The sequence below is a fragment of the Shewanella psychromarinicola genome (assembly GCF_003855155.1).
In the GTDB taxonomy this organism is placed as follows: Bacteria; Pseudomonadota; Gammaproteobacteria; order Enterobacterales; family Shewanellaceae; genus Shewanella; species Shewanella psychromarinicola.
The window spans coordinates 1-16,208 of the sequence record NZ_CP034073.1 but is presented as its reverse complement, the minus strand read 5'-3'; the positions used below and the strand labels follow the sequence as shown (position 1 = coordinate 16,208).

The 16,208-nt window shown below is 43.1% G+C and carries 12 protein-coding genes; 5 read left to right on the top strand and 7 right to left on the bottom strand.

The window, feature by feature from the left end:
* Positions 1–61: 61 nt before the first annotated feature.
* Together EGC80_RS00055 and EGC80_RS00050 are read left to right on the top strand one after the other, a co-directional pair.
* Positions 62–2,041, top strand: a complete 1,980-nt coding sequence (locus EGC80_RS00055) for a TonB-dependent receptor (RefSeq protein WP_124013592.1) — start codon at positions 62–64, stop codon at positions 2,039–2,041.
* Positions 2,042–2,160: 119 nt separating this feature from the next.
* A complete protein-coding gene (locus EGC80_RS00050; protein WP_124013593.1) occupies positions 2,161–2,901 on the top strand; it encodes an HDOD domain-containing protein in 741 nt (246 codons plus the stop codon).
* Here the strand turns inward: EGC80_RS00050 and EGC80_RS00045 are convergent.
* A complete protein-coding gene (locus EGC80_RS00045; protein WP_124013594.1) occupies positions 2,881–3,786 on the bottom strand; it encodes a LysR family transcriptional regulator in 906 nt (301 codons plus the stop codon). The genes EGC80_RS00050 and EGC80_RS00045 overlap by 21 nt on opposite strands.
* A gap of 153 nt (positions 3,787–3,939) precedes the next feature.
* Here EGC80_RS00045 and metE point away from each other — a divergent pair, with 153 nt between their 5' ends.
* Together metE and EGC80_RS00035 are read left to right on the top strand one after the other, a co-directional pair.
* Positions 3,940–6,231 carry a 5-methyltetrahydropteroyltriglutamate--homocysteine S-methyltransferase gene (gene metE / locus EGC80_RS00040; protein ID WP_124013595.1) on the top strand — a complete coding sequence of 764 codons (2,292 nt, stop codon included), beginning with the start codon at positions 3,940–3,942 and terminating at the stop codon, positions 6,229–6,231.
* Positions 6,232–6,446: 215 nt separating this feature from the next.
* Complete coding sequence (locus tag EGC80_RS00035) at positions 6,447–6,659, top strand: dodecin (protein ID WP_101032658.1); 213 nt, start codon at positions 6,447–6,449, stop codon at positions 6,657–6,659.
* Between the two features lie 12 nt (positions 6,660–6,671).
* Here the strand turns inward: EGC80_RS00035 and queG are convergent, their stop codons facing one another.
* The gene (gene queG / locus EGC80_RS00030) at positions 6,672–7,913 is read right to left on the bottom strand and encodes a tRNA epoxyqueuosine(34) reductase QueG (protein WP_372491465.1); all 1,242 of its coding nucleotides are present in this window, start codon (positions 7,911–7,913) and stop codon (positions 6,672–6,674) included.
* A 34-nt stretch (positions 7,914–7,947) separates the two neighbouring features.
* Positions 7,948–9,795, bottom strand: a complete 1,848-nt coding sequence (locus tag EGC80_RS00025; RefSeq protein ID WP_124013597.1) for a tetratricopeptide repeat-containing diguanylate cyclase — start codon at positions 9,793–9,795, stop codon at positions 7,948–7,950.
* Between the two features lie 782 nt (positions 9,796–10,577).
* Between EGC80_RS00025 and EGC80_RS00020 the strand changes: the two genes are divergently transcribed.
* Positions 10,578–11,012 carry a DUF3069 domain-containing protein gene (locus EGC80_RS00020; protein WP_124013598.1) on the top strand — a complete coding sequence of 145 codons (435 nt, stop codon included), beginning with the start codon at positions 10,578–10,580 and terminating at the stop codon, positions 11,010–11,012.
* 147 nt (positions 11,013–11,159) lie between these two features.
* Here the strand turns inward: EGC80_RS00020 and EGC80_RS00015 are convergent, their stop codons facing one another.
* From EGC80_RS00015 to EGC80_RS22285, 4 genes are all read right to left on the bottom strand, one after another.
* On the bottom strand, positions 11,160–12,848 hold the full coding sequence (locus EGC80_RS00015; RefSeq protein ID WP_124013599.1) for an NAD-dependent malic enzyme: 1,689 nt from the start codon (positions 12,846–12,848) through the stop codon (positions 11,160–11,162).
* A gap of 228 nt (positions 12,849–13,076) precedes the next feature.
* Positions 13,077–13,541 carry a YehS family protein gene (locus EGC80_RS00010; protein WP_101032653.1) on the bottom strand — a complete coding sequence of 155 codons (465 nt, stop codon included), beginning with the start codon at positions 13,539–13,541 and terminating at the stop codon, positions 13,077–13,079.
* An 839-nt stretch (positions 13,542–14,380) separates the two neighbouring features.
* Positions 14,381–15,646: an NRAMP family divalent metal transporter gene (locus EGC80_RS00005; RefSeq protein WP_124013657.1), complete on the bottom strand. Its 1,266-nt coding sequence runs from the start codon at positions 15,644–15,646 to the stop codon at positions 14,381–14,383.
* A gap of 229 nt (positions 15,647–15,875) precedes the next feature.
* Positions 15,876–16,043, bottom strand: a complete 168-nt coding sequence (locus EGC80_RS22285) for a hypothetical protein (RefSeq protein ID WP_164839396.1) — start codon at positions 16,041–16,043, stop codon at positions 15,876–15,878.
* Between the last annotated feature and the right edge of the window lie 165 nt (positions 16,044–16,208).

Below are 16,208 nucleotides of genomic sequence, written 5' to 3'. Positions count from 1 at the left end.
ACAGTGGTTATCTATATTACGGCGCTATTGCCCCATTTTTCCTTTCAGGAGTTAAAGGTAAATGGGTACTAAACCAACAAAAATTGCACTGCTATTAAGTGCTGTCTTCAGTGTGGCAACGGTTAATGCTATTGCGGCAGAGTCAACCGATACATCCCCCGGGTCTTCAGCTATCAGCATGGATGAAACCATTGTGGTCATTGGGCGTAATCTTGCCAATCCACTAAACATTGCGGCCAACGTCAATGTTATTGATGCCGCCGATATTCAAATGAGCGGAGTCACCAATTTAACCGATTTATTACGTGGACAGTCTGGCATTCAGGTGTCGGATAATAATTCGGGTAGCGTATTTTCTATGCGCGGATTTTCTGCATCACAAGCGGCCAACAACACGCTGATTTTAGTTGATGGACGCAGATTGAATAATATTGATATTGCTGCGCCGAGTATTGAATCCATTCCGCTTAACTTAGTTGAGCGGGTTGAGATTTTAACCGGTAGTGCAGGGGTGTTGTATGGTGACCAAGCGGTTGGCGGCGTTATTAACATCATTACTAAGGCACCAACAGAAACTAGTGGTGGCTTACAAGTCAGTGGCGGCAGTTTTGATACCTATGAAGCTAAAGGCGATATTTCAGGTTCCATTAACGACGCATGGCGTTATTTTTTAGCGGCAAGCTATAAAGAAAGCGACAATTACCGCGACAATAATGATAATGAAACCGGATCTATTTTAGGTCGGGTACAGTATCAAACCGCTAACGAAGATTTTTATGTTGAAGTTAATTATTTTGATAACGATCGTAAAACGCCGGGTGCACTCACGTTAGCACAATATGAGGCCGATCCACGCCAAGCCGCGGCTTTTTCTGAGGGCGAATACTCTCATGAAATGAGCACCGCACTGCGAAGTGGTTATCAATATCAGTTAAATAATATTTGGGCCTTAGGCGCGGATTTAACCTATTCAGACTCGTTAACGACCAGCGTGTTGTTCGGCGGTGCAGGGCGAATTGAACGTGAATTATTGAGTTTTTCACCTAAAGCTAGCGCCAATTATCATTTAGATCGCGGTGATTTAAATTTTGTTGCAGGTATTGATGTCAGCAAAGGTGAAGCCGATTTTGATACGCTTTATATTCAACGTAATAATGAACAACAACAAAGCAGCGCCTATGTGCAAGCATCGGTACCTATTTCGCCGACATTATCCTATGTCGTCGGGGGGCGTTATTCAGAAGTAACAGACGATTTATACGACCAATTACTTTATCCTAACCGTATTGAAATCGATAACGACGCGCATGCATTTGAGTTAGGATTTAACTATCGCCCAAGCAGTGAAAATCGTTTTTATGTCCGTGCCAATGATAACTTCCGCTTTGCAAAAGTAGATGAACAAGCCTTTACGCCGCTGACGGTACAAGGTTTAGATCCACAAACTGGCCGCTCTTACGAAGCGGGTTGGGACTATACTACCGCCACTCAAACGTTAAAAATCAATGCTTATCAACTTGAGTTAGAAGATGAGATTGTTTATGAAGGCGGAAGAACTGACGGCCCTTATGGTGGTGGCGCGAACGTTAATGCGGATCAATCTCGTCGTTTTGGGGTGAGCACTGCTTATGATGTGCAGTTATCAAATGACTGGCTGCTAGGTGCTTCGTACGACTATATTGATGCAGAGTTCACTCAAGGTGAAAACGACGGCAAAGCGTTATCTTGGGTGGCTGAGCATTCGGGTAAGGCTTACATGAGCTATGACTTTGCCGATCATTGGCAAGCATTTGTTGAAGGTGTTTATACGGGTGAGCGCTACATGGAAGGCGATAACAGTAATATCGGTGATAAGTTAGACCACTACGTGCTAACCAACCTTGCATTAAACTATGCTCATGCTGGTTGGAATGGCAGTTTACGTGTTGATAACTTACTTGATGAAGACTATGTTGGTACCGGTTATTACTCTGCGTTTGGCAGTGGTTATTATTCTGGTACGGGTCGCTCAATTAGACTGACTGCGGGTTATCGTTTCTAGATAATTTGGCTTAATAAATAGTTACCCATAAAAGCCAGTAAACTATTACTGGCTTTCGTTTTAATATATCGTTAAATTAATTTATAGCGTGTTTATTCTAAAAAAGGTAATCGATAGATATGACTAATCTTGAGCAACAAGTTTTTACTCAAGTTCAAGCTATTATTGGCAATGAAGAACAGGTCATTGGTCGTCGTGGCATATTACTTCCATTAAAAAAAGCCCTGATTAACGAAGCTGATATTAGAGTTGTTATCGACACAGTGTCTGCCGACCCTGCGTTGGCAGCCCATTTGTTGTTGCGCAGTAATACCGCACAAACAGCAGGGGTGATATCGAGCAAAAGCCGAAGTGTCAAGGATGCCTTAATCCGTTTAGGCCAAGTGAACATCTATCGTTATGCGTTTTCGTTTTATCTTAAAGAACGGCTTGATGAGCTTTTAGAACCGTACAAAAAATTAGTCCAAGGCTATTGGGCCTTAAATGAAATGATCGCGATGGATTGTATAGTACAGTTACGTGAAGATAATAAAATCGGTGTTGGAACTAAAATTGATGCGGATGAAATGCAAACATTAGCACTATTTAGTGTGTTTGGTCAGGTGATTGCGCTAACGGCTTTTGCTTATTTAAATGCTGAGTTATCTCGGCCCGTATCATTGACAGTAATAAAATCACTGATTGATAAGCAACAACAACAGTTATCACTTGATGCATTTGAGTCATTAGGTTTGGATGATGATTTACGCGATGAATTTTTAATTGCCCATAACTTACGCCAAACACAAAACCCTGATTCTCCAGGACTTGTGCTTCGACGCGTGTTATCTAAACGACAATTACTGATCAACCCGCTGTAGTATTATGCCTTCATTTGCTACAAGTTCGAGCCACTTTTGGATTAAATTTGCATTAGTGGCATCGCGGCGATAAGCACCAAACAATGGACGCTTTAGTCCTTCTGCCCCTAATTTAACCGCAGTAAGATTCAGCCCCTGACTTTCTCTGATAGACCAAGTTGGCAGGGTTGCTATGCCGTCATTACAGGCAACACGCTGCAATAGCATTGAGGTTAAATCACATTGCTTTTGCTCGCCAGGTTCAATACCCGCGGGCTCTAAAAAGTGTTTGTATATATCTAAGCGCGCTAACGGCACGGGGTAACTAATTAAGGTTTGCTTTGCCAATTGGGCTGGCGTTACAAACGCTTGTGCCGCTAAGGTGTTATCACTGGCTACAATTAATTTAACTTCAAAATCAAATAGATGCTGGTAAGCGACACTGTGTCCCGGCACTGGATCTGAGGTTAGCACTATGTCTAAACTCCCCGTCTGCAATGCATTGAGTGAATCAAATAAATGCCGACTTGAAATATCAATTTGAGCCGCTGGCGCATGTTGTTTAAATTGCTCAATAACAGGCATTAACCAACGAAAACAACTATGGCATTCAATGCCGAGCTTAAGCTGTTGGCTTTCACCCTCTAAACCGCGTTTAAGATCCGACTCGGTTGCAATCACTTTCGGTAAGATTTCTTCCGCTAAATTTAGCAGACGTGAGCCTTCATGAGTAAAGGTTAACGGCTTACTCTTACGAACAAAAATACTTGAGTTAATCCGTGTCTCTAACTCTTTTATTTGATGAGAAAGCGCCGACTGGGTGACAAACCGTTTTTTAGCCGCACCCGCTAAACTGCCACTTTCTTTTAACGCCATCAGGGTACGAAGGTGTCTAAGCTCTATCATTTTCTCTCCACATGAATCTTGCTCAACTATTTGATGAAATCAATTCGATTGCTTGACAACAGAATAACACAATAAACTTCTAGACGTCCAGACGCCTATGCAGGTTTTCTGCATAAATGGTATAAATTTTTGCTTAACGAAAAGGCAAGCAGTATGAAAATTTCAAGTTTAGGATTTCCTCGCATAGGACGTCAGCGTGAATTGAAGTTTGCTTTAGAGCGCTATTGGCGCAGTGAAGCCACATTAACGGAGTTGAAAAACGTTGCCTGTGAATTAAAACGCACCCATTGGCAGTGGCAAGCAGATGCAGGTGTTGAATTACTGCCTGTAGGGGATTTTGCTTATTATGACCAAGTGTTAACCCTGAGTGCGACCTTAAATGTGATCCCCGCTCGTCATCGGGTCACTCAAGCTGATGGCAGCCAAGCCCCTGTCGATATTGACACCTTATTTCGCGTGGCTCGTGGCCGTTCGCAAACCGGCCAACATGCGTGTGCGGCAGAAATGACCAAGTTTTTTAATACTAACTACCATTATCAAGTGCCAGAATTGAGCGCTGATCAAGCGTTCGAAATAGCCTACGACCAACTGTTTGATGATGTTACAGAAGCGCAGCAATTAGGTCATCAAGCAAAACCTGTGCTGCTCGGTCCAGTGACGTATTTATACTTATCTAAAAGCCTCACTGAGTTTAATAAGTTGGTGTTATTACCGCCGTTACTGGTTGCTTATCAGCAAATTTTGTCTCGTTTTGCAGCCCAAGGTGTGAGTTGGGTGCAATTTGATGAACCGGTATTAGCGGCAGACTTAACCGATGAGTGGCAGCAAGCTATTCGTCAAAGTTATCAAACGTTAGCGCAACAAAAGCCAGCATCTTTAAATATTTTACTCGCCAGTTATTACGGTTCTATTGCCCATCATCAAGCATTGGTGAGTGCATTACCGGTTGAGGGGCTACATCTTGATTTAGTCAGCGCGCCAGAACAGCTTGATGTGTTTGTTAATGCGCTTTCTAGTCAACAGGTACTTTCTATTGGGGTGGTTAATGGTCGCAATGTGTGGGCTGCTGATGTTGATTTGATTGCTGATAAAGTGACCGAATTAGCGACCAGGTTAGGCGATCGTTTGTGGATTACACCTTCATGTTCATTGTTGCATTGTCCTGTGGATGTCGAGGTTGAAAGCCAATTAATTACGCCATTACTTGGCCAATTAGCTTTTGCGAAACAAAAATTATTTGAACTTAACGAAATTTATCAATTAATCGTTGGGCAAGGTTCAGCAACTAGCCAAGCGATTATTGATCGTTGCCAGCAACGCCGCTTGGCAAAAGCTGCAGCAGCTAATCAACAGGTTGTTGAACGTGTGTCGCAGTTAACCGCTGATGATTTTGAACGTGACAGTCCATTTGCCCGCCGTATCATTGCCCAACAACAAAAGTTAGCGCTGCCATTATTACCCACAACCACCATAGGTTCATTTCCGCAAACGCCAGCCATTCGGGGGTTACGCAGTCGCTGGCGTAAAGGCGAAATCAATGACAATGATTACCGATCACAGCTTGAGCAAGTTACTCAAGACACCATTTCTCGTCAACTTAAATTGGGTCTCGACGTGCTAGTCCACGGCGAAGCTGAGCGTAATGACATGGTGGAGTATTTTGGTGAACAATTAGACGGTGTTGGGTTTACTCAATTTGGTTGGGTGCAAAGTTATGGTTCTCGTTGCGTTAAGCCACCGTTAATTTATGGCGATGTGTCTCGTCCAAAACCAATGACGGTCGACTGGGCTACCTATGCGCAAAGCTTAACCGACAAGCCCGTTAAAGGCATGCTAACGGGTCCGGTGACCATTTTACATTGGTCGTTCGCTCGTGAAGATATTCCTCGTAAAGATATTGCCAACCAACTTGCATTAGCAGTACGTGACGAAGTGGTCGATTTAGAAAGCGCAGGTATTGGCATTATTCAAATTGATGAGCCAGCATTTCGTGAAGGTTTACCGATTAAACAAAGCCAATGGGCAGATTATTTAACCTGGGCGGTGGATGCGTTTAAGTTATCGGCTGCAGGTGTTGAAGATGCAACTCAAATCCATACACACATGTGTTACAGCGAGTTTAATGACACCATTAATGCCATAGCGGCGATGGATGCAGATGTCATCACCATTGAGACGTCACGTTCGCGTATGGAGCTACTGAGTGCCTTTGAAGATTTTCATTATCCTAATGAAATTGGTCCCGGTGTGTATGACATTCATTCGCCGAATATTCCAACCGTTGATGAAATGGTCGACTTAATGACTAAAGCGTCGCAAAAGGTGCCGGTGAAACAGTTATGGGTTAATCCTGATTGTGGTTTAAAAACCCGTACCTGGGATGAGGTTGAGCCAGCGCTGCGGAATATGATTGCAGCGGCTAAAGTGCTTAGGCGTTTATCTTAATTGGCATGATATAAGCCTGATAGATATCCATCTGATTAATAGTCGCTTTACTGAAGTCGTCTGAGCGGTTTAATGCAGACTTCGTTGCAGTGCTCAGTTGTTGACCGCTGAGTGTAGTAACGGTGGTTTCATTGGTCCTTCATCGATAATGTGTGAGTTGGGCCATTATTGACTACAATAAAAGTAAGGATGTTCAGCTGACAATAGGAGTTATCATGAGCCACACTTATAAAGTGATTGAACTGGTCGGGTCATCACCAATCAGTTCAGATGAGGCGGTCAAAAATGCGATTGCAGAAGCCAATAAAAGTTTACTACATTTGCGCTGGTTTCAAGTTATCGAAACCCGTGGCCACTTAGAAGAAGGCTTAATTGCTCATTGGCAAGTAACCGTTAAAGTGGGTTTTACCTTAGACTCTAATGCTTAGGGGCTTTTTAGTTTATGCGTCTCTGGGTAAACCCTTTTGTATTGATCTGATCACTCGTTGAGTTTTACGTGAAAGCGCCGATTGTGGCGCTTTTTGTATTTGTTGTCCTAATGCCCATTCAATATGTTCAAGTACCATATCATCCACTTCTTCACTGTGTTTACGTTGCTCTAATGCAGTAATAATAGCTGGATTAGCAGGGGCGTTACCTAATGCAATCGCGATATTACGTAACCAACGTTTATGGCCCATTCGGCGCAGCGCACTGCCTTCTGTTTGGCTGAGAAAATAAGTTTCAGACCAAGCAAATAAGGTCAGTAAATCAGGTTGAATAAGGGCGCTGCGAGTGTGGAAATCTGTCTCTTGGGTCAGTGGTGCTTTAGCATTGACTGGGCACACTAGCTGACAGTCATCACAGCCATAAATACGATTGCCCATTAGTGGGCGAAACTCTTCTGGGATAGCGCCTTTTAATTCAATCGTTAAATAAGAGATACACCGCTTAGCATCGACAACATAGGGCGCTACAATGGCATCGGTCGGGCATGACTTTATGCAGGCGACACAAGTATTGCAGCCTTCTTCGATTGGTATGTCTAATGGTAACGGTAAGTTAATTAATAACTCGCCAAGGAAAAACCAGCTTCCCGCATCAGGATGTAACAGTAACGAGTGTTTTCCTGTCCAGCCTAGCCCCGCTTTGTCGGCTAATGGACGCTCTAAAATAGGCGCTGAATCGACAACGGGTCTAAAATCAGTCGCGCCAAAGTCGAGTTGTTGGCAATACTGGTTAATTTTATCACCGAGTTTTTTAAGCCGTTGACGGATTAATTTATGATAGTCACGCCCACCGGCGTAGCGAGAAATATAGCCCAGATTGGGGTCGGTTAAATTACTGGCAAAACCCGCATCAGGGGGAAGATAGTCCATCCGAGCACAAATCACTCTAATGGTTCCGGGATGCAGTTCAGCGGGTCGCGCGCGCATCATTCCGTGCGCGGCCATATAAGCCATATCACCGTGATAACCCTTGTCTAACCAATCTTGTAATATTGTCTCATGTTGGCTTAAGTCAATATCTGCGACGCCAATATGGGCAAAGCCAAGCTCTTTACCCCATAGCTTTATTTGGCGATTGAGCACATCAAGCTGGGCCGCTGTCAACGGACATGGCTCGGGTGTTGGCTCATTGATTGAGTGGCTAGCAGAGCCAATATCTGGCACTAAAGCTGGGTTGGTTGCAGTCATAAACACTATTATTAAGTAAACACGGTAAAATTATACTCGTTTATGCTGCTTTAACACAATTTCGCCCAGCAGCTTTGGCACAATAGAGCGCTTTGTCGGCTTTGAGTAACAAGGGTGACAAGTCTTCCTCGTTACTATAGCTAGCCACACCGGCACTGACGGTTTGATGCAGTCCGGCTGATATTTGAGACCAATCATATTTTTCGATGGTGAGCACTAGGCGATTGGCAATTTCAATGGCTTTAGCTTTATCAATATTAGGCAATAAAATTAAAAATTCTTCACCGCCAACACGACCTACAATATCGGTTTCTCGCATCATGCTTGCGCTAATTGACGCCAGTTTTACCAGTACTTTATCGCCCATGTTATGGCCGAATTTGTCATTCACTGTTTTAAAATGGTCTGCATCAAAAGAAATAATCGAAAAAGGTCTTCCCGATTGTTTTGATGATGATAAGAAGTGATTACCTTGAGCATATGTGTCACGTCTATTGGCGAGTTTGGTGAGCTCATCGGTTAGTGCTAGGCGTCTAAAGAGTTGTTTCCTTATCACTTGCTTGTAGGCGAAGATTGACACAATCAATAAAATAATCGCAACTAAGATGATGATAACGATCTGCATCTGCTCATTGCGCTGCATAATATTTAATTGCGCTTCTTTATCTTTATCACGCTGAATAAGCCATTCATTTTCGGTTTGAATTTTGTTGGTATTAAATCGAGCTTGCATCTCTGCATTACGTTCTGAAAAGACTTGTTTATCGAGTGATAAATGAGATTCTACAAATAACGCCAGCGCCTCATAGGCTTGTTGCCACTGCTGGGAAGCTTGATATATTTTACTCTTTAGTTGTAATGCTTGATTGAGTCCACGGATGTTATTACTAAAGTTAAATGCCTTTTCAGCGTTATTAATCTTGATTATGGCTTGGTCGTAATCATTTTGCAGGTAATGCACCTCGGCCATAAATAAATTCATGTAGCTATAACTATTATCATTATCTGGTGTAATCAACTTTTGAGCCCGTTGGAGAATATCATCGGCTTCGTTGAGTCTATTTAAGTTGATGAAATTGCCAGCAATACTAATAGATGCATCGGCAGCAGCAATCGGGTGATTTTCTGTTAACCAAAAATCGTGAGTTTTTTGGTAGCGCGCAATGGCTTCCTCGTAACGTTCAAGTTTCTCCAATGATAGTGCTATTTGGTTATTGGTTAGATTGGCTTCATAACGTTGTTTATTTTGTAGGTAATTTTTTTCGAGCTTTATTTGATATTTTAACGCGGTTTGAGCATCGCCAAAGCGGCGATAGCTATTTGCTAGGTCACCTAAATTGACATTGGCCCAATAAGTTAAATTAAGCGACTCATATAAGTTTTGCGCAGTGATCAGATCCTCAAGTGCCGCAGAAAAATTGCCTAAATAGGACAGAATTGAACCTCTAATACTACGGCCATCGGCAATTAAACGCGGATCTTCAAGTAGATAAGCGCTGGTGATGGCCGCGTCAAGGTCGGCGAATAAGCTGTCATTTTTCCCTTGTGCGTGCAGATACCACGCCTTGCAATATTGCAGGTCAATGCCGATTAATGATGGGGTTGGCTGACTGTATATCTGCAGGTATTCATCAGCGTAGTTAACTGCCGCTTTTATTTTCTCGGTTGTGTTAGTCGGTAAACTCCAGCAATTAAGGCGAATATAGAGTTTTTGCCGAACAATATCGTCGGTGGACAGTATACTTTTATATTCGTCGAGTAACTTACGATTTTCTTTATCAGAAATAAAACCGCCGCTGTCAAATAGCTGGTAAATTTCATCGGCACGGGGATTATCTATCGGATTAGCATAAGCGATGCTGGTTAATCCAATGATAAAAACGAGCATAATGACACTAATAATGTGAGTTAACTTTAAGACTGACAAGGCTACAATTTCTCAATTTTATTATTATGAAGCTTCTGTTCTTGAATCGTACAGACTTCAGCGGGAAAAGTCTTGTGATGAAATTATAACCTTTTAGTTAGGTTAAATGATATTTTTGTCTTATCAATAATGTGACAACATGCTCTTTTCTGCTATTTTCTCTGGCGATATTATCCAATTTGCATTCAGTCATCTTCACGAGTATAAAGACGCCTCTCGGGATAAACTGAGATAGAAATACTGCAAAGAATTACGCAAATTATCGTATTAAGTATGCTGTCAGTATTATTACCTTGTGGTGCAGAAGGAAGCTTAGCAACGTCAGGTGATGTTAAATATGCAGCGACGTATGTTGTATACCCAAATGACCAGATTTCAAGGGTCTAGGAATAGGGCGCCTACAGCGACTAGGTTCTAGGGTGGGCTGCGTCCTGTTAGGGTCGCTGCGCTGCTAGTAAAGCTTCAGAAACGATAACAAGCGAACGCTGCGATCACGGATAGAGTTGTCTAGTACTTGGGCTCTTGGCTTGACATCTATTGATATCGCTCGTCACCGCTTGCTAACAAGATTATATAGGATCTAGCCCCGTAGCGTCCTAGGCTCTAGGCTTTTCGCTTGTAGCTTTTAGCTTGTATATTGCGCAGAAACATGTCGTTTCTCGGCTTGCCCTTTGGGAGTCTGAAACGAGCATTTTGAAGTGGCTTGGGTATTTTAGAGGCCGATTTTAATTGAGAGATAAACAATGACAGCAGTAGATCAACAGTATCAACAAGTGGTTAAGCAAGTGTCGTATAACGTTGCTAATAAAGTATTACCCATGGCCAAGTTACCTGAAACCTTACTTGAAGCTTACGAAGGCTTGTTTAAAGAGTTAATGGATGACAAAGCGAACGCATTTACCAATGGATGGAATGCCTTGCCAGCAAGTGCACAGAAATTGATGACTAAAGCCGAATTTCATGGTTTTTATATTGCCAATGCATGGATGCAATTAAGTCGAGCAGCGCAAGAGATTGCTGATAGTGCTGAGTCTGAAGAAGAGATGAATAATAACGAATATGATGGTGTATTTGGACGCTTAGCTGAGCAATCACTGAAAGAGTGTTTACGTAAGCTTAAAAAAGCGCGTACCGATCGTCCATTATTAAACAGCTTTAGACAAGTGATGTCTGCCTAAGTTCGTCGTGATGATAGAGACAAAAAATCCCAACTTAGGTTGGGATTTTTTATGGTTTAAAAGACGATTAACCTTTTAAATCAGTTATTTTTCTATCAAGGATCAGCGCTTTACAATACTAAAGTGCCCAATGAAACTTAACAGTTCTTAGAATGAAGTACGTTTGTAACGACGATATTCAGGTTCCCAAAAGTTAGCTTCAATTGATTGCTGCAGCAAATCATCGGTACAAGGTAAGGCTAAACCTTGATCAATTGCCGCTTTGGCAACGGCAAAAGCAATATACTTACTGACAGATTGAATCTCTTCTAGAGGTGGCAGCAGCGAACCTATGCCATTTTTACCTAATGGCGAACATTCTGCTAAGGCGCGGCTTGATGCCATTAACATTTCATCGGACACGCGTCTTGCACCACAAGATAAAACACCTAAGCCAATACCTGGGAAGATAAAGCTGTTATTACACTGTGCTATCTCAAAGGTTTCACCATTAATGACCACAGGTTCAAATGGGCTGCCTGTTGCCACTAATGCCTGGCCTGATGTCCAATGCATAATATCTTTTGGTGTTGCTTCAACGCGGCTGGTTGGATTCGATAATGGGAATACAATAGGGCGTTTACAATGGCTGTGCATTGCTCGAATGATTTCTTCAGTAAACAGGCCTGGTGAGCCAGAGACCCCAATCAATACTGTCGGTTTGGCATTATTAACCACATCAAGTAACGAAATATTGTCACTATAGTTGTCCCACGCTTCAATCGTGGCGCAATGTTGGGTCAGCTTTTGTTGGAAGGGTAATAAGTTAGGCATGTTGTCGAGTAACAAGCCCCAACGATCGACCATAAATACTTGTGAGCGCGCTTGTAGTTCACTAATGCCTTCTGACACCATTGTGGCCACAATGGCTTCGGCAATTCCGCAACCTGCACTACCTGCACCTAAGAAGGTAATACGTTGTTCGCTAAGTTTACTATTAGCGGCTTTACAAGCGGCCAGTAGTGAGCCGACAGTAACAGCAGCAGTGCCTTGAATATCATCGTTGAAACTACAGTATTGATCTTTATAACGCTCAAGTAGTGGCATAGCATTTTTTTGCGCAAAATCTTCAAACTGAATCAATGCATCAGGCCAGCGACGACTTACTGCTTGCATAAAGGCTTCAACAAATTCAGTATATTCTTCGCCGCCAATTCGTTGATGACGCCAGCCCATGTACATAGGGTCTTCAAGTAAATGTGGGTTATCGGTACCCACATCTAAGGTCACCGCAAGACAGTATGCTGGACTGATCCCACCACAGCTAGTGTATAGCGATAATTTACCGATCGGGATCCCCATGCCACCAATGCCTTGGTCACCTAAGCCGAGAATACGTTCTCCGTCAGTGACCACAATGACTTTGACTTTCTGACGGGTGGAATTATTCAAAATATCATCAATACGATCTTTATTTGGATATGAAATGAATAATCCGCGGTTACGACGATAATTTTTAGAAAAACGCTCGCAGGCTAAACCCACCGTAGGGGTGTAAATAATCGGCATCATTTCGCTGATGTGATTACGCACTAAACGGTAAAATAAGGTTTCGTTAGTATCTTGAATATTGCGCAGATAGATGTGCTTATTAAGATCATTGGTGACGCTTTTAAATTGTTCGTATGCACGTGAAGCTTGTTCATCAATGGTTTCAATAACCCAAGGAATGAGGCCTTCAAGGTTGAAAAATACGCGTTCTTCTTCACTAAATGCACTGCCTTTATTAAGCAGAGGTGATTCAAGGATCGCTGGGCCAGCAAAAGGAAGATAGAGGGGGCGTTTGTTATCGTCCATGGGGAAACCTTAATGTGTTAGATCGTTATTAGAATAGGGCTTTTTTTGTAATTGTAGATTATCACGTCTGTTCTTTTTTGTGGTCGGTTAAGTGAGTTAAATCACATTTTTATTAAGTACTTTTATTCATCGCTCACTATTGTGTTGTTTTAATGTAAACCCCAGAAACAAAAATGCGCAGCCTAAGCTACGCATTAATACGGTATTATATCAATATCAAGTTATATATTACTTACCGCGGTGTTTGATCGATAAACCTTTGACGAAGTTTCTTAATACTTGGTCGCCACAAGGCTTATAGTTTTTATGATTAGGGTTACGGAACAGCGCGCTTAACTCAGATTTAGTCATCGCAAAATCAGCTAAAGCTAATGTGGCAATAATATCTTCTTCACGCATTTCGAGCGCGACGCGTAATTTTTTGAACATAAGGTTATTAGTCAATTGCTTTAACGGTGTCGGCACTTCTGTTCCAGGCTTTAAGCCACGGTTATTAATGATCAAACCGTCTAAAAACTGGCACATTAATGTGTCATTACATGCTTGATAACCTTCTTCTTCCTCTTTTTTCAACAGCGCTATAATTTGCTCTGAAGACATTTCTACATTGGCTTGACTGAAAATATTAGTCATCTTGGCATTTGAATAATCAAACACAAAGCGAATACGGCGAAGAATATCATTGTTAATCATAAGGTTCTCTGGCGCGGCGGCGCATTAATGGTTTAGGTCAATTGACTAAATGCTATTATAACGGGTAATCATTCATTAGTCAGATTAATCCTGCTAGAACGGCAATCGATTTCTATCCCTGCTAGTGTCGCTTTGCTGCTAGGGCGACCTTCGGTCTGCTAGTATCGCTTCGCTGCTAGGGCGACCTTCGGTCTGCTAGTGTCGCTTCGCTGCTAGGGCGACCTTCGGTCTGCTAGTATCGCTTCGCTGCTAGGGCGACCTTCGGTCTGCTAGTATCGCTTCGCTGCTAGGGCGACCTTCGGTCTGCTAGTATCGCTTCGCTGCTAGGGCGACCTTCGGTCTGCTAGTATCGCTTCGCTGCTAGGGCGACCTTCGGTCTGCTAGTATCGCTTCGCTGCTAGGGCGACCTTCGGTCTGCTAGTATCGCTTCGCTGCTAGGGCGACCTTCGGTCTGCTAGTATCGCTTCGCTGCTAGGGCGACCTTCGGTCTGCTAGTATCGCTTCGCTGCTAGGGCGACCTTCGGTCTGCTAGTATCGCTTCGCTGCTAGGGCGACCTTCGGTCTGCTAGTATCGCTTCGCTGCTAGGGCGACCTTCGGTCTGCTAGTATCGCTTCGCTGCTAGGGCGACCTTCGGTCTGCTAGTATCGCTTCGCTGCTAGTGCGACCTTCGGTCTGCTAGTATCGCTTCGCTGCTAGGGCGACCTTCGGTCTGCTAGTATCGCTTCGCTGCTAGGGCGACCTTTGGTCTACTAGTATCGCTTCGCTGCTAGGCTGTTGATTTTATAGCCTCTAGCCGCGAAGCGTACTAGCAGCGCAGCGTTCTAGGCTTTTAGTGAGATTATTTAGCTAGATACCAGTAAATAAATAGCCCAGCAAAGCCGGTTAAATACAGTAAGCCTACCCAAGAGAGTCCGACCATTACCGGGCCATAACGATGTTTAGCATCTAGAGATTTGCTGGTCATTAAGCGGTAATTTAACCAGGCAAAAATGACGGTAGTCATGAACGCTAATATCATCACAAATTCTAATAAAGGTAATAATGGCCCTTTAAAAAATAAAATCAGTAATAACCCTAAGGCGCTGATGGCTAGCATCATTGCCGTTAGGTGCGAGCGTTGAGCAGGCTTATTGGTCAGCAATCGCCAGCCCATATCGAGTGTGCGGCTATAACCATCAATTACCGTCACTGTGGTGCTAAAAATACATAAAAACGCCACTATCCCAATCAAATAACGGCTTTCATTGCCCATCACTTGGCTGTAAAGAGTGATCAATTGTGAGGCAAATACGGCTCCAGAATCTGAGAATCGTTCACCGCTGCCGTGCATCACTAATGCGCCTAACGCTAAAAATACAATCGCCAGTAATGCCGTGGTGACATAGCCTAGATTAAAATCAAAAATAGCCTGCTTGGCGGTCACCGTTTGGGTTTTACGTTTTTCTATTAACCATAATGAGTTCCAAGTACTGACCTCAATTGGCGCGGGCATCCAGCCCATCATCGCCACTAAAAAGCCCACATAAGCCCATTGCCAAGGCGATTCGGCAACGTCTGATGCCCCGAATCCTGTATGCCGATTAAAGGCTAATGCTACGGCGACTAATGTGGTTAGAGTAAGTGCCAACATGATGATCTTGGTCATTTTATCAAGCAGTTTGTAGTGGCCGAAAATTAATAATGCCAATGAGCTGACCAGTACAATTAGCGCTAATACATCAATCGATAGCGGAATAAACTGGGTTAACATGGCCGCGGTTAACATGCATACCCCCGCCGTACTGGCAATGGCGGCAATAACGTTAAGCCCGGTAAACAGCATTAAATAGCCACGACCTTGCTTATGATAGCCGTGCAATAAACTCTCATCCGTTGCTGCGGTGTAGCGAGCGCCTGCGGCGAAGAAAGGATATTTAACGATATTAACTAATAAAATCAGCCACGCAAGCTGCCAACCAAACTCGGCTCCCGCTCGGGTTGAGGCGACTAAATGAGAGGCGCCAATCGCGGCAGCGGCCATTAAGATTCCCGGTCCTGTGGCTTTAAAGAGGGTGCTAACACGAGACATCCACGGTAGGGCTAATGCAGTTTTTTGATTTAGCATGATAAAAAAACGACCTAATTTGATTGTTTAACGGTTAATGACTGTTTTATCGATAATAAGCTTGTGTGCATTTTTTGTAGATAGTTGAGGAGCAATGCATCCGTATTAGGGGTGGTCGACATGTTGTTTTTTTAGCCCATTTAGGAATGATTTTCGTACCCGTATTTGTGCTCTAAATCCCGTTGCATCAATAACACCTGTTAGGTTAATTAGAGCTCTTATAGCGGATTCAATTGTGTTTGTTTACGCTGAGTTTATCTAGGCCAAAGATGTGCATCATGTGCGCTTGAATAAATGCCCTATCAGTATGTTCAGAATTAGTGAGTAAGTTTGCACGCACAATGCGTTTCTGCTCGATTAATTGAGCACTCATATTTGTGATGTAACGTTTTGTCACTAAAATTCTTAATGGAAACCATGATAGTAACAATGTAATAGCCATAACGTTGAAGCAGAATGTTACGTAGGTAGACCATAACCAGTACCGAGCTAGGTTGGTATTAAAGTGGCCACTCACGAGTGTTTTATCCCTCATCTGATCTCCATATCAAAAGCATTTAAA